This window comes from Palleronia sp. THAF1 (assembly GCF_009363795.1).
Taxonomy (GTDB): Bacteria; Pseudomonadota; Alphaproteobacteria; order Rhodobacterales; family Rhodobacteraceae; genus Palleronia.
Genome location: NZ_CP045420.1, coordinates 79,157 through 102,500, shown reverse-complemented (window position 1 = coordinate 102,500; position 23,344 = coordinate 79,157). Strand labels below are relative to the sequence as shown.

The window sequence follows — 23,344 nt, the reverse complement described above, 5'->3', positions numbered from 1 at the left end:
GCCGCCAGCGTTCGTTCTGAGCCAGGATCAAACTCTCAAGTTGAAACATCGCGAGCGATGTCCTTGACGTTCGAACCTCTGCACATCACACGACCTTTCCGCGCTACCGCTTCGCTACTTGAGCGCAACGACAACCCATAAAGGCCGTATAGTCTCTGTCTGTCGTGCTTCAGTTACCAAAGGCAACTCAGAGTCGTACAAACAGTGAAGCTGACCTTCCATCATCGACCCGAAGGCCTAGGAAGTCGATATACAGACGTTGATCCATCGAAATGAACCGTGACCGCCCACATATCTCTTCAGATACTCGCGATTTCAAAGAGCGTGAGAGACAAAACAAACCGTTGCGCCAAATCTTCGGCGCGCCCGCCTGCCGTCCCTCGAATTTCCGTGTTCGCCGTCTCTAGAGCTTGGCGAGAGTGGCGTCAACCGCTTTTTTGCGGCGTCTTCCGAAAGTCCCGTCCGCCCCGTCTGGCGTCCCGTCAGCGCCTCAGCGCCGCCGGTGAAGGGGCTTCTACGGATACCAACCGACCCCCGCAACCGCTTTTTCAAACAAAGATCACACTTTCTGCAGGCCCGCAAAAAAAGGCCCAAAATGTAGCGCGCCGCAGAACCCAACACCCAATATCAGCCGCCAAAGCGCAACTTTCGAAATCATAACACCCCCGTGGGAGCGCCCTAAATGAAAGGCTACGGCCTCGTCGGAGCAACATGCCCCGACGGCAACCGAGCCGTGAGTCGCACTGAAGACGAAAAAAGGGCGATGGCCTAAGCCATCGCCCCCTGCATCACCCGAATCCAAGGCAAGTCAGTTCGCGCTGTCGCTCTCTTCCAACACATCATCCGCTTCTTCACCGGCGACAATCGCGCCGGAGGCTTCGGCAGCGACCTCGTTGAGGGAGCCATCTTCGTTATACACGGCGTTCTGCGTTTCGGTGTCGAAGTGGCCCACATCGGGATTCGCGGTCCGTAGGCGCAGGTAGCCCAGAACCCGATTCCGACGGTCCGGGTCCATGATCAGCATCTCTCCTTCATACACCGCGAACTCGGTCAGCTCTTGGATGTTAGTGAAATGGGAGATGATCAGAAGCGGGCCGTCCACTTCCTCTTCCCCCCAAGTCGAGATCATATCCCGCATCACCGTCACATTGCGCGCACCCTGCAAAGACAGCAGCAAATTCAGGTCAGACACCGTTTCGGCTGGGATCGAGCTCCAGACGCCGGGATCGACGCGGTCATAGCCCGCCTTCAGCTCATCGTAGGTCTGTTGATTGCGGCACCACTCACTCACGACGATCTTGCCGAAGACGATATCGTTGAAGGCCAGCAGCGCGCCAAGGTTGCGCATATCCTCGCGGCCCTGTTCCGACATGATCCGCTGGTTGTCGCAATCCGTCGGCGCGACTTCCTTTTTGTCCAGTTTGCTCCAGTCCGTGGGTCCGTGGCGCATCAGGAAGACAACGTCGTCACGCAGGAACATATCGTCGAAGTTTTGCAGCGGTTCAAATCGCAGGCTGTTCTCAATCGCGCTTTTATCGATGCCGCCACCGGGCATCGGCACGGCCATCTCTCCGACGAACTTGGTGACAGGCTCGACTGCATCGATATCGGGATCAGCGAAAGCGGCCCCGGCAGTCAGGGCGAGAATCGCCGCGGAGAGAGTGAAACGAAACATCTTCTATTCCTTATGAAGTCGCGAACTCGCGACGCAGCGTGGGGATCCGGGTCGCCAGTAGCGCAAGGATGATCGCCAGGTAAATAACCGGCTCTACCTCCCAGACCTTCTGCACCATGATGTAGTGAACCGCCCCAAGCACGCAAATCACGTATGTGAGCATGTGGAGTCTGCGCCACCGCACAGGCCCCATCTTCCGGATCGACCGATTGTTCGAGGTGATCGCCACCGGCAAAAGCAGAACGAACGCGGCCATGCCGATGGTGATATAGGGACGCTTCAGAATATCCGACCAGGCGCGGCTTAGATCGCCAATGTCGAGCACGACCCAGGCCAGCAGGTGACAGACCACGTAGAAGAACGCGAGAAGGCCCAAGGCGCGGCGGTGCATGACCAGCGACACGCCCGTCCACTTGCGCAACGGAGTTACAGCCAGAACGACCACCAGCGCTTGCATTGCCAAGACGCCCAACGCACGTTCCAGCGTATTGATCGGCTCCACCCCCATCTGCCCGCTCAGCGCGAGCCAGAAATACCAGACGGGGATCAACGCACCGACAAGGTAGACAAGCCACGACGGCACCTTGCGCAGCGCCATGTTCGCCCGCTGGGCATGCGTCATCAGAAGTTCTTCTCCAGGTCCATGCCCTCGTAAAGCGACGCGACCTCGTCATAGCCGTTGAACATCATCGTATCGATCCGGCGTGAGAACAGGCCACCGCCCACGCGCCGCTCGCTGTCCTGACTCCACCGGGGATGATCGACGTTGGGGTTCACGTTGGCATAGAAGCCGTATTCGCTTGGGCCGGACTTGGCCCAGGTCGTGATCGGTTGCCTGTCGGTCAGGGTGATCCGCACGATTGATTTGATTGATTTGAAGCCGTATTTCCATGGCACGACCAGACGCATCGGTGCGCCGTTCTGCTTGGGGATCGGCTTGCCGTAGATGCCCGTCGCCATGATCGTCAGCGGATGCATCGCCTCGTCCATGCGCAGCCCTTCGATATAGGGCCAGTCGAGGATCGGAAATTCCTGTCCCGGCATCTCTTCGGGACGCAACAGGGTCTGGAACTCGACGAACTTCGCCTCTGGCTTTGGTCCAGCCAGCGCAAGAAGGTCAGCAAGCTCAAACCCGTTCCACGGCACCACCATCGACCAGGCCTCGACACAGCGCAGGCGGTAGATGCGTTCTTCGACATCCATCTGGGCCATGATGTCTTCGAACGAATAGTCACCCGGCTTGTCGACCATGCCGTCTATCTCGACGGTCCATGGACTGATCGTCAGCTGATCGGCGTTCTCGACCGGGTCTGTCTTGCCGGTCCCGAACTCGTAGAAATTGTTGTAGCCGGTGATCTCTTCCCAAGTGTTCGGCTCCAGTTCTTCCTGAGCCTGTGCCATACCGGGCCGCAGGCTAAGCCCCGCACCGGCGGCACCAAGACCGGCGATGATCTGGCGTCGGTTGATGTACGCCCATTCGGGCGTCGCATCAGCCAGTGTCAGGTCATTCTTCCAGCGGCGGGCCATAAGCCTCTCCCTCTTGCTTCGTGCGGAACCTAGCGTGGCGTCACGACAACGCAAATGAAAGACGGGTGACACTTTACGCCACGCAACGCGCGCGCCATCGTTCGTTGAATGCTAGCGGAAGGCCCACCATGCTTATCCTGTCGACAGTTGCAGCCTACCTTCTGGGATCGGTCCCGTTCGGCCTTGTCATCACACGCCTGTTCGGGCTGGGAGACCTGCGCACCATCGGTTCAGGCAACATCGGCGCGACCAACGTACTGCGCACTGGCAGCAAACCGGCCGCCCTGCTGACACTGATTTGTGATGTGGGTAAGGGCGCCTTCGCGGTCGTGATCGCCCGGATATTGCTGGGCGATTCGGCTGGCATCGCCGCCGGAGCGGCCGCCTTTATCGGACATTGCTTCCCGATCTACCTGGGGTTCAAGGGCGGCAAGGGCGTGGCGACGTTCCTTGGCACCGTTCTGGCACTGGCTTGGCCGCTGGGATTGATCACCGCCGCGACTTGGCTGGCGGTTGCCGCCTTCACGCGTATCTCATCGCTTTCCGCGCTGGTCGCGGCCGCCGTCGCGGCCCCGATCGCTTTGCTTTTGGGCTACAGCTGGGCCTTGGCCGTGGCACTTTTGTTGATGGCAATCGTCATCTTCATACGCCACGCCGCGAACATCGCGCGCATCCGCGCCGGGACAGAGCCGCGCATCGGTCAGACTAGGTGAACGCGTTTCTGGCGGCGTTCGACGCTCTGCCAATCGGGGCGTTCGAAGGCACGTACCAAGGCGCACGATGGCGCGCGGTCAAATCGGTGTTCAGCGATGGGAAAAGCCAGAAGCTGGTGGCCGAAGAGGCGGGCGGCAAGGGCTATATCAGCCTGAACCTGTATCGCCTGTCGGATGGCAGAGCACTTCTGAAGCCCTGCGAGATGCCCGAACAAGTCGTGATCGACTTCGTTCTGAGCGTGTCGGTCGGCGCGGGACCCCGCGCCGACCAATCTTAGCTTACGGGCAGGTCGCCACGTAACGCGAACCGTCGGGACGCTGGTAGACACAGTTGCCGGACTGCGTGCGGCCAACAAGGTTACCTGCGGCAGCGCCCAGCGCGCCACCGATCACAGCGCCTTCGATACGGTCGCCGTCATCGGCAATCGCGGCACCGGCTGCGGCACCCAGAAGCGCGCCACCCGTGGTCGAGTTGTTCATGCCGGTGCCTTGGCAGCCAGCGATAAGCGCCACGAGCGGCAGCGCGAGCAGGGATTTCTTAAGCATACGAGGAACCTCCAAAAGATGCTTGATACAAACTACGCGGCAAAGCTGGATCGTCCAGTGTTTACCCGTGTTATTCGATAACTGCGCCAGTTTTCGCCGCTAAGTTCTAGTAGGCATACTCTTTGAACACGCGCGTCACATCACCATTCCAGTCACCCTGATAGCGGCCCAGCAATTCGTCCGCCGGGGCGCGTCCGCTGGCTACGGTTTCTTTCAAAGCGTTAAGGAAATGGGTCTCGTCAGGAATAAGACCGCCCGCACCGGGACGCGCTCGCGCCTTCAACCCTGCCTCCGCGATATCGACACACAACGCGGCTAGATCGCGCATGGACATATCGCCCACGTTCGCCTCCATCCCGTCGACAGAGGCCGCGACTCGCAGAGCATCGCGTGTTTCGGCATCCCAGCCCTTGGCCACATCCCAGGCGGCATCCAACGCCGTCTGGTCGTATTCCAGCCCGACCCAGAACGCAGGCAGCGCGCACAACCGACGCCACGGGCCACCGTCGGCCCCGCGCATTTCCAGAAACTTCTTGATCCGCGCTTCGGGGAACAGCGTCGTCAGATGATCCGCCCAGTCGCCCATCGTCGGCGTCTCGCCCGGCAAAGCGGGCAGCTTGCCGACCATGAAGTCACGAAAAGACTGACCCAAAGCGTCGATATACTTACCGTCGCGGTAGACGAAATACATCGGCACATCCAAAGCGTAGTCCACCCACGCTTCGAACCCGAACCCATCCTGAAACACGAACGGCAGCATCCCCGTCCGCGCCGGATCCAGATCGCGCCAGATCCGCGCGCGCCACGACTTATGCCCGTTCGGCTTGCCCTCGAAGAACGGAGAGTTCCCGAACAGCGCGGTCGCCACAGGTTGCAATGCCAGCGCCACGCGCAGCTTCTGCACCATGTCGGCCTCGGATGCGAAGTCCAGGTTCACCTGAACCGTGCAGGTCCGCCGCATCATCTGGGTGCCCAGTGTGCCGACCTTTTGCATGTAGCCGTCCATCAGCTTGTAGCGGCCCTTGGGCATCAAAGGCATCTCGTCGTGCGTCCAATGCGGCGCGGCCCCAAGCCCGATGAAACCGACGCCGATATCGTCGGCCACGGCCTTCACCTGCGCCAGATGGTCGTTCACCTCGTCGCAGGTGCCGTGGATCGTCTCCAACGGCGCGCCCGACAGCTCCAACTGCCCGCCCGGCTCCAGCGACACGTTGGCGCCGTCTTTCTCCAACCCGATCAGATGACCCGATTCCTCGACCGGCGCCCAACCGAACCGATCGCGCAGACCGGACAGGATCGCGTGAATCGACTTCTCTCCCTCGAAAGGCAAAGGTTTCAGCGTATCCTTGCAGTAGCCGAACTTCTCATGCTCGGTGCCGATGCGCCAATCATCCTTGGGCTTGCAGCCTGACTCCAGGTATTCGACCAGCTGAGCCTTGGTCTCGACCGGGCCGCCGCCTTGTTGGGGAATGGACATGGGGCGCGCTCCTTGATCGTGCTTGGGTGAAGTGGAGCGCGGGTGCCCCCCTGTCAACCAAGCCGCTTCGGTGTCGCGTCCAAAAGCACCACCCGCCCCCGCCCCGGATCGCGCAGAGCAGACAGCGCCTGCCCCCCGTCGATCCGCGAATCGGAGGCCAGCGCATCAAGGATCGCATTCCCGTTCGCCGCATCCGACGGGATCTGGATGCGGTGCCCAGCCTCATCCGCGATGTCCCAGACCGGAGCACTCGCGCCCGAGCGATCCAGCGCCACGAATGCCAGCGTATCCAATGATACCGCGCCCCCGCCCGTCCCGCTCATGTAGGTGATCTGCCGCTCGGTCACGTCGACGATCCCGGCACCGTCACCATCGCGTGGGCGCAGCAACCGCACCGCCCCTTCCCGCGCGATGGCGATCCCACCCAGAACCAGCAGCACACCGATCCACCGCGTGATGCCGTAATTCGCAATCGCCAGCCACAGGCCAAGACCGATAGCGCCCGCACCCACGGCAACCTCACGCCAGCGCAGGATGTTCAGAACGGCGTCGGGTCGGATCATGGGTAGGTTTCCATCAATGTTACGGCCATCTGCTGTATACGCCTTGCACGAACACCGTCGGGCATTTGCTCGGCCAGACGGCCTGCGATCTGCTCACCCAAGAAGAACGGCAGCAGCGTCGTCAATTCGTCATCGCGCAGAACCGGACGCGCCAAGGCCATCGCCTCTTCCAGCCCCAACCCATCCGGTAGGTTCGAACTGCGCGCCCATGTTACCATGAAGCGCGCCAGATCCCGCGCAATCGGCATCCGCGGACCGGTCCCTACATCAAAGCCCCACAAGATATCCTTATCGTCCAGATGCAGATTCATCGGCGTTAGATCCCCATGAACCGTGCCCTTCGTGACCGGAGCGCCGGCGATCCGCTCTGCGTGCCGTTCCAGCCAGGCCATGACATTTTGCAAAGCACCGCGCATCTCCTCCGCGACGCGCGCCTTCGCGATTTCTTCCGACCGTTTGCGAAACCAGTAGGTTTTGCCGAAGACGCCTGTGTCGTAGTTTCCCCCGGTATAGCTCAGCGCCCAGTCGCCCACACGCGCCATCCGTGCGTTCCGCGTGTCGCCCGGCCCTAGGTCATCCAGCGCCAGCTGCATTGGTTGTCCGGGTGCCTCGTCCATCACCAATATGTCGTTGACCGCAACGACGGGCGCCACCACATCATTCGGCCCGCCCGCCATCCTAAGCCGTGCCGCCCGCATTTCCTGCAGAACCTCGGCCGCGTTGGGCACGCCCTGCTTCACGATGAGCCTGCGCCCGCGCAGGCTCGCGCGGTAGATCACGACACCGCGCCTGGCCTTCAGGCATTCCTCTATCTGCAGATCGTCGTGCAACGCCGCCGCGACCTCTGCCTGAACATTCGGTGCCGCCACGCCCGCTTCGGCCAGCGCAAGAAGCCAGTCATCGCTCACACCCAATCCCCCAGCGCCGCCTGCCATAGCGTCAGCGCGGCGACGGCGGCGGTGTCCGCTCGCAGGATACGGGGACCAAGTGACACCGGGTGCGCGTGATCGAGGCCAAGAAGTCGCGCGCGCTCGGCTTCTGAGAACCCGCCTTCGGGGCCGATGAGGATCGCCCAAGGCCCCGCTTCGGAGCCGGGAGAGAGCCTACGAAAGTCAGACGCTTCACCGACAGCCGATTCGTCGCAGAACAAGATACGTCGCGCCGGGTCCCAGTCGGCCAGAACGCGGTCAAGCTTTGCGGCCTCCGTGACCTCTGGCACGTAATTTCCGCCGCATTGCTCGGCGGCCTCGACCGCGTGGGCCTGAAGGCGATCCGCCCGCACACGCTCGGAATTGGTGAAGTCCGTCAGCACGGGCACGATGCGCTTGGCGCCCAATTCCGCAGCCTTCTCAACGATGAAGTCCGTCCGCACCTTCTTGATCGGCGCGAACAGCAGCCACAGGTCCGGCGGATCGCGCTGCGGTGCGATCTGCTCACGGCAGGCCAGCACCCCGACTTTCTTTCGAGCCTCGACGACCTCGGCCAGCCATGTGCCGCTAACCCCATCGAAAACTTCGACAATCTCACCCACGCCCTTGCGCATGACCCCGAACAGGTAATGCGCCTGCCCCGCATCCAGAGGCACCGTTTGCCCTGCCCCAAGCGGGTGGGCTACATGAAGCCGGATCGTAGACGCCAAGGCAAAACCCCCATGAAATCAGATGCGACACAAGGACAGGTAGCCGATGCCGTCAAGGGCAACTGGGTGGACCGCTTGGCCCCTTCCCCCACCCGCCCCTACCTACGCCTGTCCCGCGCCGACCGGCCCATCGGCACATGGCTTCTGCTGCTGCCGTGCTGGTGGGGCGTGCTACTGGCGACCGCGGCGACGGACGGAAACTGGCTGAAAACGCTGTGGATCGCGGTGGGTTGCGCCATCGGAGCCTTCCTGATGCGCGGCGCAGGCTGCACGTGGAACGACATCACCGACCGTCACATCGACAGCGGCGTGACGCGCACCCGCTCGCGGCCCATCCCGTCGGGTCAGGTGTCGGTCAAACAGGCACTCGTATGGATGGTGGCACAGTCGCTGATCGCCTTCGGCATCCTGCTCACGTTCAACATCAATGCGATTCTTTTGGGGTTCCTGTCGCTTGCCACCGTCGCCATCTACCCCTTCGCCAAACGCTTCACTTGGTGGCCGCAGGTGTTCCTTGGCCTTGCGTTCAACTGGGGAGCGCTTCTGGCATGGACGGCGATGAGCGGTAGCCTCGGCTGGTCCGCCGTGATCCTGTACGCGTCCGGCATCGCATGGACGCTGTTCTACGATACGATCTACGCCTACCAGGATGCAGAGGATGACGCCCTGATCGGCGTGAAATCAACCGCCCGCTTGTTCGGCGACACTCCACGCCCTTGGCTGCGCGGCTTCATGGTCGGCGCCTGCCTGCTGATGACGCTGGCCATCATCCTGTCACTCGGCACCGGCAACGTTCTGGCGCTGGCCCTTGCCCTTGGCGCTCCATGGGCGATGGGCTGGCATATGGCTTGGCAGCTTGGGCGCTTCGATGTGTACGACCCCCAGGTTTGCTTGCGGCTGTTCCGCTCGAACCGCAACGCGGGCCTTCTGGCTGCGCTGTTTCTCGCCATAGCCGCGGTGCTGTGAATGGACGCGCTCGCCTGCGCTCGCTAGACCAGCCGTCACCGGCTAAAGATACATCGGGACACTATGCCAGCGAAACCGACACTTCCCGCCATTGCCACCTTCGTCGCCGCAGGCGCGCTGTGTGTCGGTGGTGCGATCCTGACCGTCAGCCAGATTGAGGCGCGCTCGGCCAGCGCCGTGTCAGAAGCGCTGAACACTGCGGGTTACGACTGGGCCACCGTCTCTGCCGATGGGCTGCAGCTTGACCTGAGCGGAACCGCGCCCGACGAGGCGACGCGCTTTCGCGCGCTGTCGGTCGCGGGGCGCATCGTCGAAGGTACACGCGTCATCGACCGAATGGAGGTTGAGAAGCGCGACACGATCGAGGCTCCGCGCTTCTCGGTCGAACTGCTGCGTTCGGAAGACGGCATCAGCCTGATCGGCCTTGTGCCCGCTGACATGGATCGCCTTGGCTTCATGGAGCGGATCGCCCGCCGCGCGCAAAACGCCCCGATCACCGACCTTTTGCAAACAGCCAGCTACCCTGTGCCGGAAGGCTGGGAAGAGGCTTTGGAGTTTGGGCTGCGCGCGCTGGAACGGTCCGAGAAGGCAAAGATCTCGATCGCAGCGGACCGGATAGATGTTATTACGATGGCCGACAGCGAAGCCCAGCGGGACACGATGCGTTCGGCCCTGCGCGCCATCGCGCCGGAAGAAACCACCGTCACGCTGGATATCACCGCGCCCCGTCCGGTCATCACGCCGTTCGTTCTGCGCGCGACGAAGGGGGAAGACCGCACGCGGCTGGACGCCTGCTCTGCCAGCACAGAGCAAGGCCGCGACGCGATCCTTGGCGCCGCCGAAGATATCGGCCTGACCAACGCTCGCTGCCCCCTTGGTCTTGGTGCGCCCACACCCGAATGGCCGCGTGTTGCCAGCGCCGCGATCCGCGCGCTGGGTCTGGTCGAAGGCGGGACGCTGACGATCAGCGATCTGGAGATGCGACTCGAAGCAGACGCGGAAACGCAGGATTTCGGACGCATCGCCGCCGATCTGCGCTCGGAGCTTCCAGAAGAATTCACCCTTACAGCCTTGCAGGCCGACGCCGAAGCCGTCGAGCCCGATGCGGGCCCTGCCGAGTTCACCGCAACCCGCAGCCCCGAAGGCCTCGTGCAGATTCGCGGACGGGTCGAGACGCCCCTGTCGCGCACCGTGGTCAGCAGCTTCGGGCGTGCGCTGTTCGCCGGCAACGAGCTCTCGGCATCGCTTGATGTGGCAGAAGATGTGCCCCCTGGATGGGGGGCGCGCGTTCTCGCGGGGATGGAAGCCCTCGCGAAGATGAACTTCGGCGCGGTGACGGTGACAGAGGACCAGATGGCGATTTCTGGCACCTCTGGCAGTCAGGAAACCACGGCCCAGATCACGCGCCTGCTGACGACCCAATTGGGCGATGCCGCGCGATTCGAGGTCGATGTCGCCTACGACAAGCGACTGGACGCCGAACTTGCCCTGCCGACTCCGGAAGAGTGTGTGGCGCAGATCAACTCTATTCTTTCTGACAGACAGATCACCTTCGACCCCGGATCGGCCACCATCGCCACCGAGTCGCGCGATAGCGTGGCGGCCATCGCTGCCATCCTTGGACGATGCGACGGTGTTGGGATGGAAGTCGCTGGATACACCGACAGCCAAGGGCGCGAAGAAATGAACCAACAGCTTTCGCAACAGCGCGCGGAAGCGGTGCTGGCCGCTTTGCTCGCGCGCCGCGTGCCGGTCGGCGATCTGACTGCGGTCGGATACGGTGAGGCGAACCCGATTGCCGATAATGACACGGCTGAGGGACGCGAAGCGAACAGGCGTATTGAATTCAGCCTCGCGGAAGGCCAAGACCCAGAGACCGCAAGCGCCGAGGCTGAGACTACCGAATGAACCGCACCGAATTTGTCATTGCCACAGCCATCATCCTGTTCGTGGCATTCATGCTAGGTTGGTTCGCAAATTGGCTGGTCCACCGACTGACCCGCGTATCCCAAGCGGATCTGGGCGAGTTGGACCGAATGGCGCAGATGATGCACGAGGCCGAGGAAAGCCGCGATCAGGCGCTGCAATACCTGCAAGATCGCGAGCACGAAATGGTCGGGCAATTGCACTCGACAGAAGCAGAACTGCGCGCCGCCATGGACGGACTACGCGATGCCCGTGCCGAAGCGGAAGAACTGCGCGACTATATCGAGCGGATGAACGCCGGGAATTAAGGCGCGCGGCGCATATCGTCCCAACGCGATAGCGCGTCTTCGTCTTCGTCTTTCGCTGCAACCCATTCGGCCCCATCAGACGTCACTTCCTTCTTCCAGAAGGGCGCGCGGGACTTCAGATAATCCATCAGGAAATCAGCGGCAGCGAACGCATCGGCACGGTGGGGTGCGGCGGTGGCGACCATCATGATGATGTCGCCCGGCGCCAGCCGCCCAAAACGGTGGATCACGAGAACATCCCCCAACGACCATCGATCCCGCGCTTCCGCCGCGATCCGCTCGATGGCAGGGGTGGTCATGGCCGGGTAATGCTCGATCTCCATGTGGCGCAGGCCAGCATCGGTGTCGCGCACGATGCCATGGAAGGTGACGACCGCACCCATATCGCGCTTACCGTCGATGAAGGCGTCGACCTCTGCCCCGGGCAAGAACGCCTCTTCCTGAACGCGGACTTGCATCAGCCGCCCGTCATCGGCGGGAAGAAGGCGACTTCCTTCGCGCCGGAAAGCCGCGCGTCGAAGTCCGTCAGTTCCTGATCCACCGCACACCGAAGAGCGGAAAGATCAGCAAAGGCCGCCGCGTAGCGCTCTTCGCGCGCGATCAGCTCCTGCACCAGATCGGCGACCGTCGCGGCCTCGGTCTCTACCGTCTCGCGCGGCAAGCCGATCCGCTCACGAACCCAGGCGAAATAGACGACATCCAAGCTCATGCCGAGTCCCTCAGGAACGGCAGCGCTTTGCGGAAATAGTCCCAGCCGGTGATCAGCGTCAGCGCGGCGGCGATCCACAGAAGGGTCAGACCGATTGTCCCGGCGATGTCGCGCAGTTGCGCCAGCCACAGGATGCCGACCTCGTCCGAGATCGCGCCAGACATGATGCCGTCCACGGTGGGCCCATCCATGCCCTGCGTCAGCCCCAGCATATGCCATAAGAAGATATCCTGGGAAAACAGCACCGCGATGGCGACCATCTGGGCGGTGGTCTTCCACTTCGCCAGCTTGGTGACGCTCAGCAATTTGGCTTCATGGCCCAAGAACTCGCGCAACCCGCTGACGAAGACCTCGCGGAAGACGATGAAGGTCGCGGGCAGCACCAGCCAAGGCGACATCGAGGAATAGCCGACGATGACCAGCAGCGCGATGATGACCATCGCCTTGTCAGCAATGGGGTCGAGCATCGCGCCGAACTTGCTCTCCTGCTTCCAGCTGCGCGCAAGATAGCCGTCGAACCAGTCGGTCACGGCAGCCGAGATGAACAGGATCAGAGCGAACCAGTCCGCGAGCGGACGCCCGAAGAACAGGAAGGCGACGGCGACACCGGGCGCGGCCAGAAGGCGCAGAACGGTCAGGATATTGGGAAGATTCCATTGCATGATCGTCAGATAGCCCCCGAAGCGGTGTTGGGAAAGGGCCGCGCGGTGCAGCGGCAAAAAGAGCGCCTTGCGAGGGGAGTGTTATCGCGTTCGGAAAGCGGCTCGTTCATTGCCCGTGGAAGTGGTCGTACACCTTCTGCGCGAGCCCGGCGTTGATCCCGTCAACGGCTTTCAAATCCTCCAAACCTGCGCGACCCACCGCCTTTGCCGACCCGAAATGCGCCAGAAGCGCCCGTTTGCGGGTGGCACCAACGCCCGCGATCTCATCCAATGGGTTCTTGCTCATGGACTTGGCGCGCTTGGCGCGGTGGGTGCCAATAGCAAAGCGGTGCGCCTCATCCCGCATTCGCTGCACAAAATAGAGAACAGGATCGTTGTGGCGCAGGGCAAAGGGGCGTTGGCCCGTGCGGTAGAACTCTTCCTTGCCCGCATCGCGATCCACGCCCTTCGCGACGCCGACCATCTCGATATCTTCGATCCCCATCTCGGTCATGATCGAGCGCACAGCGCTGACCTGTCCCGCGCCGCCATCGATCAACAAAAGATCGGGCCACATGCCTTTTTCGCGGTCAGGATCTTCTTTCAGCAAACGTTTGAAGCGCCGTGTCAGAACCTCTTTCATCATGCCGAAATCGTCGCCCGGCGTCAGGTCGTCGCCCTTGATGTTGAACTTGCGGTATTGCGACTTCAAGAAGCCGTCCGCGCCCGCTACGATCATCGCGCCAACGGCATCGCTGCCCTGGATGTGAGAGTTGTCGTAGACCTCGATCCGCTCGGGACGTGATTCCAGACCGAACGCCTCGGCCAAGCCGTCAAGCAGCCGTCCTTGCGTCGCCGTCTCGCTCATCTTGCGGGCCAGCGATTCGCGGGCGTTGCGCAGGGCACCGGCCACAAGGTCTTTCTTCTCACCGCGTTGCGGCACTAGGATCTGCACGCGCCGCCCCGCTTTCTGGGCCAGCGCGTCTTCCATCAGGTCCTGCTCCTCAAGCTCGTCGGACAGCAAGAGCTGGCGGGGCGGCTCCTTGTTGTCGTAGAACTGGCCGATGAAGGCCGCCAGAACCTCTGCCGCGCCCGCGCCAGAGCCGGTGCGAGGATAGTAGTCGCGATTGCCCCAGTTCTGGTTCGCCCGGATGAAAAAGACCTGCACGCAGGCCTGCCCACCATCCATATGCAACGCGATCACATCGGCTTCCGTCACGCCCTGCGGATTGATTCCCTGCGTCCCCTGCACATGGGTCAGCGCCCGAATACGGTCGCGCAGGGCGGCGGCGCGCTCGAACTCCATCGCTTCGCTGGCCTTAGACATCTCGGCCGCGAGCGTGGATTGCACCTTGGTCGTGCGACCTTGCAAGAAATCCTCTGCGTCTTTCACGGACTGACGGTAGTCGGCTTCAGAGATATGCCCAACGCACGGCCCAGAGCATCGTTTGATCTGATACAGCAGACAGGGCCGCGTGCGCCCATCGAACACCGCGTCGGTGCAGTTGCGCAGCAGAAAGACCTTCTGCAACTGGTTCAGCGTCCGGTTCACGGCCCCCGCACTTGCAAAGGGACCGTAGTAGCTGCCCTTCGTCGTCTTCGCCCCGCGATGCTTGCGGATCATCGGATAGGCGTGATCGCCGGTCACAAGGATGTTCGGGAAAGATTTATCGTCGCGCAGCAGCACGTTGTAGCGCGGCTTGAGCTGCTTGATCAGGTTCTGCTCGAGCAGCAGCGCCTCTGTCTCTGTCTTCGTGGTCAGGAACATCATCGACCGCGTTTCAGAGATCATCCGCGCGATCCGGGGACTGTGCTGCGGCGAGGGGCGCGAATAGCTGGACACCCGCGCCTTCAGATTGCGCGCCTTGCCGACGTACAGAACGGCCTGCTTCTCATCCAGCATCCGATAGACGCCGGGAGAGCCGTCGAGCGTCTTCAGATAGGCTTGGATGCAGGCATAGCCTGTCGGTGGCGCGTCGGTCATTTCGGGTCCATGATTCCGGTTGGATGGCTGCAAAATATGCAGGCTTGGCTCAAGGGGAAAGACGTCCACCGAAACTGTGGATCAAGCTGTGTATAAATCATGGGATTTCGCGAATTCCTCATTGATTCCGACACCCTGATCGAATTGATCACTTTTTAAGCATTATTTTAAGTCGTTGTTTTGTAGGGAATCTTTAGTCACCCCCTCTGCGACGCCACAGGCTCTGACCGTGTCGCCATGACATCACGCTTCCAGTGCAAAACCCGATCTGTCAGGTCTACTCGACACCCAGAATGTCAGGTGTTTCCCAAGCCAGGTGCTGACCGCCGTCCACGCATAGAAGTTGGCCGGTCACACCCGGCGCATTCAGGAAGTAATCCAACGCCGCGCAGATCTCATCCGGGCTGGCTCCGCGCTTCAAAATCGTCGCGGCGCGTTGGTTCGCGAAGTGCTCGGCCGATTGGCGCGCACCCTGCATCGTCGGGCCGGGGCCGATGGCGTTCACCCGGATCGCGGGGGCCAGCGCCTGCGCCGCCGTCTTGGTGAAGGCCCACAGTGCCATCTTGGCGATGGTGTAGGTCATGAACTCCGGCGTTGGCTTCAGGACGCGCTGATCGACCATGTTGATGACCAGCCCTGTCGCCAGCGGCTCACCATCGTTCGCTGCCTTCGGAGCCTGCGCGGCAAAGGCTTGGGTCAGCACGAAGGGCGCACGCAGGTTCGATCCGATGTGACGGTCCCAGCTGTCGCGCGTGGCATTCGCGATGGTGTCATGCTCGAAGGTCGAGGCATTGTTGATCAGCACCGTCAGCGGCGCGCCGAGGGCTTGCGCGGCCTGATCGACCAGCCCGGCGGTGGCCTCTTCATCCAGCAGATCGGCCTGCACCGCCACAGCCTGCCTTCCCATGTCGCGCAGTTCGGCGACCACAGCATCGGCACCGCCGGATGAAGTATTGTAGTGCACCGCCACATCATGCCCGCACGCGCCCAGATGCAGCGCCATCGCGCGGCCCAGCCGCTTGCCACCGCCTGTCACAAGCGCGGTCACGACATCACCACGACGATAAGGTACCCGACGTAGAGACCACAGAAGAGCGTTCCGACGATCCGGCCCATCTTCATTCGTGTGAAGACGAAGGGCGCCAGCACCAGAGACGCGGCCAGCATCACCCACAGATCGACCCGCAGGAATGACTCCGCCACGGGCACGTCACCCACCAGAGCGGTCACGCCAATGATGGCCAGCAGGTTGAACAGGTTGGAGCCAATGACGTTGCCCAGCGCGACGTCCGACTGGTTGTTCTTTGCCGCCGCCAGCGTCGTGGCCAATTCCGGCAGCGAAGTACCGATGGCCACCAACGTCAGGCCAATGACCGCATCCGAAACGCCGAACTCCGTTGCGATGACGCGCGCGTTCTCGATCAACAGGTTCGCGCCCAGCGGCAGGCCTACGAGGCCCACGACCAGGAAGGCCGCGACCTTCCAACCCGCCATGTTCGGATCGGCGCCTTCCACATCCTCTGGCACGATGCGCGTGCGCATCCCCTCGACCGCCTGCTCCAGCAGGATCACCGCCAGCACGGCCAGCAGGATCAGACCGTTCCACCATGTGAACGGGCCGAAAAAGGCCAGCGCTACGAACAGCACCGATGCAGCCATCATCACAAGATAGGTCTTGCGCACCTCGCTTACGCTGGTGTCGAGCGTGAAGAACAGCGCCGGCAGACCCAGTACCAACAGCACGTTCGCGGTGTTCGAGCCGACCACGTTGCCCAGCGCCAATCCCGGCACGCCCGACAGCACCGCGTCGATGGACACCAGCATTTCCGGCGCGGAAGTGCCGAAGGCCACCACGGTCAGCGAGACGATCAGCGCGGGGATGCCAAGGCGCAGGGCCAAGTTCACGGCACCCTTCACCAATGCGTCGCCCGCCACCACAAGCACAACCAAGCCAAGGATCGCCAGCGCCCAGGTCATCCCTTTTCCTTCCCGCAGCTACACGGCCCCTTGCCGATCCGGTACTTGCCGCAGCCATCGCACTTCATGGATTGAAGCTGCTTCTGACCGGGAAAGCGCAGACGGCCGAACATGGCCAAAACCAGCATGCCGATCAGGAAAAGAGAAACGACTTTTATCAAAGGCCGAACCGGGCATAGGCCGCGCGATCTTCGAGTCCGCCCAGCGCCTGCTCGATGGCGGCGCTGCCGAAACGCGAAAGGAACGGCTTTTTCTGCTTGTAGGTCACGAAGCGGGTTTTCTTGCCGAAGCGCTCCTTCATCATCGGCACCAGATGGCCGATCCCGTCGATCAGGCCCACCTGCCTGGCGCGCTCGCCCACCCAGATTTCGCCGGTAAATAGCCCATCGGCGTCACCCAGCTTTTCGCCGCGACGGGCGCGGACGTGGTTCTTGAAGCTGTCGTGGATCTGCTCTTGCAACTCTTTTAGCCGCGCCACGTCGTCCGGCTGTTCGGGGCGGAAGGGGTCGAGCATGCTCTTGCTCTCACCCGCCGTGTAGACGCGCCGCTCGATCCCGTAGCGGCTGATCGCCTTATCGAACCCGAAGCCCGCAGAGATCACGCCGATGGAGCCCACGATAGAGTTCTCGTCTGCGTAGATTTCATCCGCCGCTGCCGCCAGCCAGTAGCCGCCAGAGGCTGCGACGTCTTCGATAAAGGCGAAGACCGGCACGCCTTTTTCAGCACTCAGCCGCCGGATGCGCGCGGCGATCAATGACGACTGAACCGGAGATCCACCGGGCGAGTTCAGCAGCAATGCCACCGCCTTCGGCTTCCCGCGCCGGAATGCCTTTTCGATCATGGGCGTAAGGGTCAGGTCGTTCAGCCGCGCGGGGCTGCCCGCCGCGATGACACCTTGCAGGCGAATGACGGCGACCAGCGGGTCACTGTTCAGGAACGGGATCAGATGTTTCATGCCTTGCGACTTAGGCGCGGGGGGCTGACGATCCAAGACCCAACTGCGATTGCCCTAGTCGCGGATGCGCCAGCCGGTGCGGAATATCCAGCCGACGAACAGCAGGCAGGCGGCAAAGAAGCCGAAGATGGCCAGCAGCGACCAGCCCAGCGCCACGTCGGACAATCCGTAGAACGACCAGCGGAAGCCCGACACCAAATAGACCACCGGATTGAACAGGCTGATCTGCGCCCAGACGCCGGGCAGCATGTTGATCGAGTAGAACGTGCCACCAAGGAAGATGAGCGGCTGGATCAGCAGCAGGGGCACCAGCTGCAACTGCTCGAAGTTCGTCGCCCAGATGCCGACGATGAAGCCGAACAGGCTGAACGACAGGCAGGTCAGGACAAGGAACAGCAACATCCAGAACGGGTGTTCTATGGTCAGGTCCACGAAGAAGAAGGCTGTGATCAGGATGATCAGGCCGATGAAGAAAGACTTGGTCGCGGCTGCTAAGACGTAGCCCGCAGTAATCTCCAAGAATGAGGCGGGCGCAGAGAGGTGTTCGTAGATCGAGCCGATGAATTTCGGGAAGTAGATGCCGAAGGACGCGTTGCTGATCGACTGCGTGATGACCGAAAGCATGATCAGGCCGGGTACGATGAAGGCGCCATAGCTGACGCCCTCGACCTCCTGGATGCGGCTGCCGATGGCAGCGCCGAAGACCACGAAATACAGCGAGGTCGACAGAACCGGTGACACGATGGTCTGGGTCACGGTGCGCAGGCCGCGCGCCATCTCGTAGCGGTAGATCGCCCAGATTGCATAAAGGTTCATGCCCGGCCCTCCCCTTCGACGAGATCCACGAAGATTTCTTCCAGGCTCGACTGTTCGGTGCGCACGTCCTTCACGCGGATGTCCTTCTCGGCCAGTGCACTCAGCAATCGCGTGATACCGGTGCCATCACCGCGCGTATCGTAGGTGTAGACCAATTCTTTGCCTCCTGCGGCCACGGAAAGATCATAGTCATCCAGCCCCTGCGGCACGGCATCCAGTGAGCCGCTCAGCTCCATGACGAACTGCTTGCGCCCCAGTTCGGCCATCAGCGCGGCCTTCTCGCGCACCAGCTTGATCTCACCCTGGCTGATGATGCCGATGCGGTCAGCCATGGCCTCGGCCTCTTCGATGTAATGGGTCGTCAAGATGATCGTGACGCCGTGACTTTGCAGATCGGCCACCGTCTCCCACATCTCTTTGCGCAAGGACACGTCCACTCCGGCGGACGGCTCATCCAGGAAAAGCACCTCCGGCTCATGCGCCAGCGCCTTCGCGATCAGAACACGCCGCTTCATCCCGCCCGACAGCGCGCGCACCTGCGCGTCCTTCTTGTCCCACAGGGAAAGCTGTTTCAGCACGCGCTCGATATGGTCCGCCCCACCGGACTTCCCGAACAACCCGCGCGAAAAGCGCACCGTGTTCATGACCGTCTCGAATGGCTCAAGGTTGATCTCTTGCGGCACAAGACCGATCAGAGAGCGCGCCTTGCGATACTCGCGCACGTTGTCGTGCCCGCCGACCAGCACGCGCCCGTCGGAAATCGAATTGATCCCGCAGATACAGGAAATCAGCGTCGTCTTGCCTGCACCGTTGGGGCCAAGCAGGGCCAGGATCTCTCCCCGCTCGATCTGCAGGTTGACCTCTTTCAACGCATGAACCCCGCCATCGTAGCGTTTGGTCAGGTTCTCGACGGATACGATTGCAGACATGGGATGGCTCCTTCCCGGTCGCACATAGCAGGGGCAGCGCGGTAAGAAAGCGACATCGCCTTTGCATCAGCGCACAGTCGCGGCGTATCAGGCGCGCATGAAGGTGGATGCCCTTATCATCGGCGCAGGCCCCGCTGGCCTGATGGCGGCAGAGGTTCTGGGGGCCGCGGGCCACTCGGTGCTGGTTGCCGAACAGATGCCCAGCCCCGCGCGTAAGTTCCTGATGGCGGGCAAGTCCGGACTGAACCTGACGAACGCGGGGCCGGACCCCCTGTCCTATTACGACGGCCCGGTTGCGGCGCATGTATCCGCGTTCGGCCCCGGCGCGGTGCAGGATTGGGCCCGTGGATTGGGGATCGAGCTGTTCACCGGCTCCACCGGGCGGGTGTTCCCCACCGCAATGAAAGCAAGCCCGCTTCTCCGCGCGTGGTTGGCGCGGCTGGATAGCTACGGGGTTACCCTGAAAACCCGCTGGCGATGGACTGGCGGTGGTCTCGACACACCCGATGGCCCGATCACCGTGGACGCCCGCGCGACAGTCCTTTCCATGGGCGGCGCAAGCTGGCGGCGGCTGGGATCGGATGGCGAATGGGCCAAGAAGTTCAACGAGACCGCCCCGTTCGCCCCCTCCAACGCAGGCCTGACCGTCGCGTGGTCCAACCACATGACCCCGCATCTCGGCCAGCCGCTGAAGAACGTCGCACTGATCGTGAACGGCATCGCCCATCGTGGCGAGCTGGTGCTCAGCGCCAGGGGACTCGAGGGCGGCGCGCTCTACCCCCTCACCCCGGCATTCCGAACCGGCGCGCCCCTTGGGCTGGACCTGAAACCGGACCTCGACGCAGACGCCATCCGCGCCCGCCTTGGCGCAGCCAAAGGCTCTGCCACCAACCGTCTGCGCAAGCTGGGGCTGACGAAAGCCCAGATCGCCCTGATCCACGAGGTTGCGCGCCCCCTGCCCGACGACCTCGCCCCAATCATCAAACACCTGCCCGTACCGCACCTAGGCCCCCGCCCGCTGGACGAGGCGATCTCTACCGCCGGTGGCCTGCGCTTCGACGCGCTGACACCGGACCTGATGCTGAGGGACCAGCCGGGCACATTCGCTGCCGGAGAGATGCTGGACTGGGAAGCGCCGACGGGCGGCTGGCTTCTGACCGCTTGTCTTGCCACCGGCCATGCCGCCGGGCACGCAGCGCATAGATGGCTGGCCCGCTGACCTTCATCGTTCCAAAAATACCTCGGGGTCTGGGGCAGCGCCCCAGCTATGCCGCTACCATCCCGCGATCCTCCCGGATCGGTAGATGGACGATGGCAGAGAACGCTCCGACCCCAACACCCAGCCACCAGACGGCGGTATAGGTGCCGTAGATGTCGTAAAGCGCTCCGCCCAGCCACACGCCCATGAACGCGCCCAGCTGGTGGCTGAAGAATACCACGCCATAAAGCGTGCCCATGTAGCGCAACCCATAGAGATGCCCGACCAACCCAGCCGTTAAGGGCACCGTCGCCAACCAAAGCGCACCCATCCCGGCAGAGAACAGCAGTACCGACACCGGCGTGATCGGCATCAGGATGAACGCCGCCGCGATGATGGTGCGCGCGGTGTATATCCCGGCCAACAGATACTTGCGCGGAAACAGGTTGCCCAGGTGCCCCGCCAACAGCGTGCCGCCGATGTTGGCCAATCCGATCACGCCGATCGCCACAGCGCCCAGCGCCGCCGTGTCGTTTATCCCGATGTTGGACAGCAAGCTGCCCGGCACGATTGCGGCGCACATCTCTGTCACCAGCGCGGGAAAATGCGCGGTGATGAAACCCAGCTGATACCCGCAGGAAAAGAAGCCCACGAAGATCAGCGTATAGGACGGATCGCGGAACGCGCGGCCCAGCAGTTCACGCATCGTCTCTTCGATTTCGACGCTCTGCTTTTCGGGCGCACGCATCAGCGGCAGCACCATCAGCGAGGCAAGCACCAGCGCGGCGAACACCAGAAACACCCCCTGCCAGTCCATCACGCCCAAAAGCGCCTCGGCCAAGGGTGGTCCCACCACCTGCCCCGCCGATCCCGCCGCCGTGGCGATTGCCATCGCCATGGACCGCCGCTCTGGCGCGGCTGCCCGGCCCACAACGGCGAGAATTACGCCAAAGCCTGTCCCAGCGACGCCAAAGCCCACCAGCACTTCCAGCGCCTGCATTCCAGCGGAGAGGTCGCATAGGCGGTCAGCACCAGCCCCACGGCATACATCACGGCCCCCATCACGATGGCCTTGCGATCCCCGAATCGCTCGGCGATTGCCGCAAAGATCGGCTGCCCGATGCCCCACGCAAGGTTCTGAATGGCGATGGCCAGACTGAACTCCGCCCGCGGCCAACCGAATTCTGTCCCGATGGGGATCTGAAAAACGCCGAAGCTGGCGCGCACGGCGAAACTGACAAGGATCACGATCGATCCCGCGATCAGCACAGGCGTCACAAGCGGCGCACGGGTCATGGCAGCCCCCCTTCATTGTTTTCACAATTACTCAATCCGACCGCACGCCAAAGCGCCACGCTCAATCGTCGCGGCGCACCGTCAACTGGTCATTCAAAACCGTCACCTCGCGTTGCGGGAACGGGATAGAGATACCGTTCTCCTGGAACGCGTCCCATAGCGCCAGATAGACGTTGCCGCGGATGTTGGTCAGCCCGCCGGTCGGGTCGGTGATCCAGAACCGCAGGATGTAGTCCACGCTCGAATCGCCGAAGCCGACGATATGGCAGACCGGTGGCCGAGATGTCTGGACGCGCGACACGTTGGACGTGGCTTCAATCGCGACCGCGCGCACCTTGTGCGGATCGTCGCCGTAGGCCGTACCGAAATGCACGTCGAGCCGCACGAAATCGTTGGAATGGGACCAGTTGACCACCTGCCCTGTGATCAGATCCTCGTTCGGGATCAGGTACTCGCGTCCATCCCGCGTGGTCACGCTGGCGTAACGCGCGCCCAGTGTGCCGACCCAGCCGAACGTCTCGCCTAAGGAAATCACGTCGCCCGGCTTGATCGACTTATCCAGCAGGATGATCACGCCCGACACAAGGTTCGAAACCACCTTTTGCAAGCCAAAGCCAAGACCCACGCCGATAGCACCCGACAAGAACGCCAAGCCGGTTAGATCGACGCCAACCGTCTTCAGACCCACGAACAGCGCCGCGCCGAACAACGCGATCTGCAGAATCTTGACCAGCAGCACCTTAAGTGATGGCGACAGATCCTCGCTTTTCTGGATGCGGTCCGATCCGGCGGCGGCGAAGAACTTGGCGGCCACGAAGAACAGCGTGACCAACACAACCGCCTGCAACAGCGTCAGCACCGTCAGTCGCGTCTCGCCCAGCGCGAAGCCGATCTGATCCAGCGCGTCGGACACCTCTTGCGTCAAGCCCAGCACCCATAGTGTGACGTAGGCCCAGAGCGCCCATCGCACGAGCGTTCGCAGTGCCGGGTTGCGCACCAGTCGCGAGCCGAAGATCACCATGAGCCAGCCGGTCGCCAGCGTTGCCACCAGTTCCAGCAGGAAAGAGCGCGACGGGAACGGCGTGATCGCCGTCATCACGTAGTAGGCGACCCACATCAGCAGCGAGAAGAAAATGATCCGCAGACGCCGGTTCACGACCAAAAGCGCGCGCAGCCGCCACATCGGCCAGTCGCGCCCCTTCATCCACGCCCGCATCCGGGGCTGCGCCCACAAGCGCAACAGGTGCGCCGCCAGGAAGACCGCGACGATGATCCCCAGCTGCCACAGACGCGACGGCAGCAGCAGGTTCTGACCCTGTATCTGGATCAGCCTCCAGATGTCTTGCAGCTCGGCGGTCAGGGACGCGAATTCTGTTTCCATAAGGTATCTTCGCCCAATTGTGCGCAGCCCCACAAGGTCGCTTCAAATCCTGCCGTGGGTGTCATATGCTCACAGGATGGAACAAGTCTTCGATATCGGCGATCACCAGCGCCTGACC

The 23,344-nt window shown here is 62.4% G+C and carries 24 protein-coding genes, 1 rRNA gene and 1 pseudogene (1 of these 26 only partly in view); 6 read left to right on the top strand and 20 right to left on the bottom strand.

Annotation, left to right across the window (positions count from 1 at the left end):
• From FIU81_RS00510 to msrP, 4 genes are all read right to left on the bottom strand, one after another.
• Positions 1 to 43, bottom strand: a 16S ribosomal RNA gene (locus FIU81_RS00510); it reaches 1,419 nt to the left of the window's first position.
• Positions 44 to 808: 765 nt separating this feature from the next.
• Positions 809 to 1,675 carry a histidine phosphatase family protein gene (locus FIU81_RS00505; protein ID WP_124109959.1) on the bottom strand — a complete coding sequence of 289 codons (867 nt, stop codon included), beginning with the start codon at positions 1,673 to 1,675 and terminating at the stop codon, positions 809 to 811.
• Positions 1,676 to 1,685: 10 nt separating this feature from the next.
• Positions 1,686 to 2,297, bottom strand: coding sequence for a protein-methionine-sulfoxide reductase heme-binding subunit MsrQ (gene msrQ, locus FIU81_RS00500; protein ID WP_124109960.1), 612 nt, complete (start codon positions 2,295 to 2,297; stop codon positions 1,686 to 1,688).
• The gene (gene msrP, locus FIU81_RS00495) at positions 2,297 to 3,202 is read right to left on the bottom strand and encodes a protein-methionine-sulfoxide reductase catalytic subunit MsrP (RefSeq protein ID WP_124109961.1); all 906 of its coding nucleotides are present in this window, start codon (positions 3,200 to 3,202) and stop codon (positions 2,297 to 2,299) included. The genes msrQ and msrP overlap by 1 nt, the downstream gene beginning before the upstream one ends.
• Before the next feature lie 128 nt (positions 3,203 to 3,330).
• On the opposite strand from msrP, the gene plsY reads away from it, so the two are divergent.
• Both plsY and FIU81_RS00485 read left to right on the top strand, forming a co-directional pair.
• Positions 3,331 to 3,915 carry a glycerol-3-phosphate 1-O-acyltransferase PlsY gene (plsY, locus tag FIU81_RS00490; protein ID WP_124109962.1) on the top strand — a complete coding sequence of 195 codons (585 nt, stop codon included), beginning with the start codon at positions 3,331 to 3,333 and terminating at the stop codon, positions 3,913 to 3,915.
• Entirely contained in the window at positions 3,912 to 4,193 is a 282-nt protein-coding gene (locus FIU81_RS00485; protein WP_124109963.1) for a hypothetical protein, read from the top strand. Before plsY ends, FIU81_RS00485 begins: the two co-directional genes overlap by 4 nt.
• 1 nt (position 4,194) lies before the next feature.
• Here FIU81_RS00485 and FIU81_RS00480 read toward each other — a convergent pair whose 3' ends face one another.
• The 5 genes from FIU81_RS00480 to FIU81_RS00460 form a co-directional block, all read right to left on the bottom strand.
• Positions 4,195 to 4,461, bottom strand: coding sequence for a glycine zipper 2TM domain-containing protein (locus FIU81_RS00480; RefSeq protein ID WP_124109964.1), 267 nt, complete (start codon positions 4,459 to 4,461; stop codon positions 4,195 to 4,197).
• Between the two features lie 106 nt (positions 4,462 to 4,567).
• Positions 4,568 to 5,938 (bottom strand): glutamate--cysteine ligase, encoded by a 1,371-nt coding sequence (locus FIU81_RS00475; protein ID WP_124109965.1) that lies wholly within the window; start codon positions 5,936 to 5,938, stop codon positions 4,568 to 4,570.
• A 53-nt stretch (positions 5,939 to 5,991) separates the two neighbouring features.
• The gene (locus tag FIU81_RS00470; RefSeq protein ID WP_124109966.1) at positions 5,992 to 6,501 is read right to left on the bottom strand and encodes a hypothetical protein; all 510 of its coding nucleotides are present in this window, start codon (positions 6,499 to 6,501) and stop codon (positions 5,992 to 5,994) included.
• On the bottom strand, positions 6,498 to 7,409 hold the full coding sequence (locus FIU81_RS00465; RefSeq protein ID WP_124109967.1) for a hypothetical protein: 912 nt from the start codon (positions 7,407 to 7,409) through the stop codon (positions 6,498 to 6,500). Before FIU81_RS00465 ends, FIU81_RS00470 begins: the two co-directional genes overlap by 4 nt.
• Entirely contained in the window at positions 7,406 to 8,140 is a 735-nt protein-coding gene (locus FIU81_RS00460) for a 16S rRNA (uracil(1498)-N(3))-methyltransferase (protein ID WP_124109968.1), read from the bottom strand. Before FIU81_RS00460 ends, FIU81_RS00465 begins: the two co-directional genes overlap by 4 nt.
• Positions 8,141 to 8,152: 12 nt before the next feature.
• Here FIU81_RS00460 and ubiA point away from each other — a divergent pair, with 12 nt between their 5' ends.
• The 3 genes from ubiA (at position 8,153) to FIU81_RS00445 (ending at position 11,340) form a co-directional block, all read left to right on the top strand.
• On the top strand, positions 8,153 to 9,106 hold the full coding sequence (gene ubiA, locus FIU81_RS00455; RefSeq protein ID WP_254695953.1) for a 4-hydroxybenzoate octaprenyltransferase: 954 nt from the start codon (positions 8,153 to 8,155) through the stop codon (positions 9,104 to 9,106).
• A gap of 63 nt (positions 9,107 to 9,169) precedes the next feature.
• Positions 9,170 to 11,014 (top strand): OmpA family protein, encoded by a 1,845-nt coding sequence (locus FIU81_RS00450; protein WP_124109970.1) that lies wholly within the window; start codon positions 9,170 to 9,172, stop codon positions 11,012 to 11,014.
• A complete protein-coding gene (locus tag FIU81_RS00445; protein ID WP_124109971.1) occupies positions 11,011 to 11,340 on the top strand; it encodes a hypothetical protein in 330 nt (109 codons plus the stop codon). The genes FIU81_RS00450 and FIU81_RS00445 overlap by 4 nt, the downstream gene beginning before the upstream one ends.
• Here FIU81_RS00445 and FIU81_RS00440 read toward each other — a convergent pair.
• The 9 genes from FIU81_RS00440 to FIU81_RS00400 all read right to left on the bottom strand — a co-directional run bounded on the left by FIU81_RS00440 (position 11,337) and on the right by FIU81_RS00400 (position 19,351).
• A complete protein-coding gene (locus FIU81_RS00440) occupies positions 11,337 to 11,798 on the bottom strand; it encodes a molybdenum cofactor biosynthesis protein MoaE (protein ID WP_124109972.1) in 462 nt (153 codons plus the stop codon). The two genes, FIU81_RS00445 and FIU81_RS00440, sit on opposite strands and share 4 nt — an antisense overlap.
• Entirely contained in the window at positions 11,798 to 12,043 is a 246-nt protein-coding gene (gene moaD, locus FIU81_RS00435) for a molybdopterin converting factor subunit 1 (protein WP_124110737.1), read from the bottom strand. The genes FIU81_RS00440 and moaD overlap by 1 nt, the downstream gene beginning before the upstream one ends.
• A gap of 2 nt (positions 12,044 to 12,045) precedes the next feature.
• The gene (gene pgsA / locus FIU81_RS00430) at positions 12,046 to 12,711 is read right to left on the bottom strand and encodes a CDP-diacylglycerol--glycerol-3-phosphate 3-phosphatidyltransferase (protein WP_124109973.1); all 666 of its coding nucleotides are present in this window, start codon (positions 12,709 to 12,711) and stop codon (positions 12,046 to 12,048) included.
• Between the two features lie 106 nt (positions 12,712 to 12,817).
• A complete protein-coding gene (gene uvrC, locus FIU81_RS00425; protein ID WP_124109974.1) occupies positions 12,818 to 14,674 on the bottom strand; it encodes an excinuclease ABC subunit UvrC in 1,857 nt (618 codons plus the stop codon).
• A gap of 277 nt (positions 14,675 to 14,951) precedes the next feature.
• A complete protein-coding gene (locus FIU81_RS00420) occupies positions 14,952 to 15,677 on the bottom strand; it encodes an SDR family oxidoreductase (protein ID WP_254696069.1) in 726 nt (241 codons plus the stop codon).
• A gap of 41 nt (positions 15,678 to 15,718) precedes the next feature.
• The gene (locus FIU81_RS00415; protein WP_124109976.1) at positions 15,719 to 16,651 is read right to left on the bottom strand and encodes a calcium/sodium antiporter; all 933 of its coding nucleotides are present in this window, start codon (positions 16,649 to 16,651) and stop codon (positions 15,719 to 15,721) included.
• 157 nt (positions 16,652 to 16,808) lie between these two features.
• Positions 16,809 to 17,606, bottom strand: a complete 798-nt coding sequence (locus FIU81_RS00410; protein WP_124109977.1) for a S49 family peptidase — start codon at positions 17,604 to 17,606, stop codon at positions 16,809 to 16,811.
• Between the two features lie 54 nt (positions 17,607 to 17,660).
• Positions 17,661 to 18,422 carry an ABC transporter permease gene (locus FIU81_RS00405; protein ID WP_124109978.1) on the bottom strand — a complete coding sequence of 254 codons (762 nt, stop codon included), beginning with the start codon at positions 18,420 to 18,422 and terminating at the stop codon, positions 17,661 to 17,663.
• On the bottom strand, positions 18,419 to 19,351 hold the full coding sequence (locus tag FIU81_RS00400) for an ABC transporter ATP-binding protein (protein WP_124109979.1): 933 nt from the start codon (positions 19,349 to 19,351) through the stop codon (positions 18,419 to 18,421). The genes FIU81_RS00405 and FIU81_RS00400 overlap by 4 nt, the downstream gene beginning before the upstream one ends.
• 97 nt (positions 19,352 to 19,448) lie before the next feature.
• On the opposite strand from FIU81_RS00400, the gene FIU81_RS00395 reads away from it, so the two are divergent.
• A complete protein-coding gene (locus FIU81_RS00395; protein WP_124109980.1) occupies positions 19,449 to 20,570 on the top strand; it encodes a TIGR03862 family flavoprotein in 1,122 nt (373 codons plus the stop codon).
• A gap of 46 nt (positions 20,571 to 20,616) precedes the next feature.
• Here FIU81_RS00395 and FIU81_RS00390 read toward each other — a convergent pair.
• Together FIU81_RS00390 and FIU81_RS00385 are read right to left on the bottom strand one after the other, a co-directional pair.
• Positions 20,617 to 21,845, bottom strand: a pseudogene (locus FIU81_RS00390) (MFS transporter).
• A 61-nt stretch (positions 21,846 to 21,906) separates the two neighbouring features.
• On the bottom strand, positions 21,907 to 23,226 hold the full coding sequence (locus FIU81_RS00385) for a mechanosensitive ion channel family protein (protein WP_124109981.1): 1,320 nt from the start codon (positions 23,224 to 23,226) through the stop codon (positions 21,907 to 21,909).
• Positions 23,227 to 23,344 lie beyond the last annotated feature (118 nt).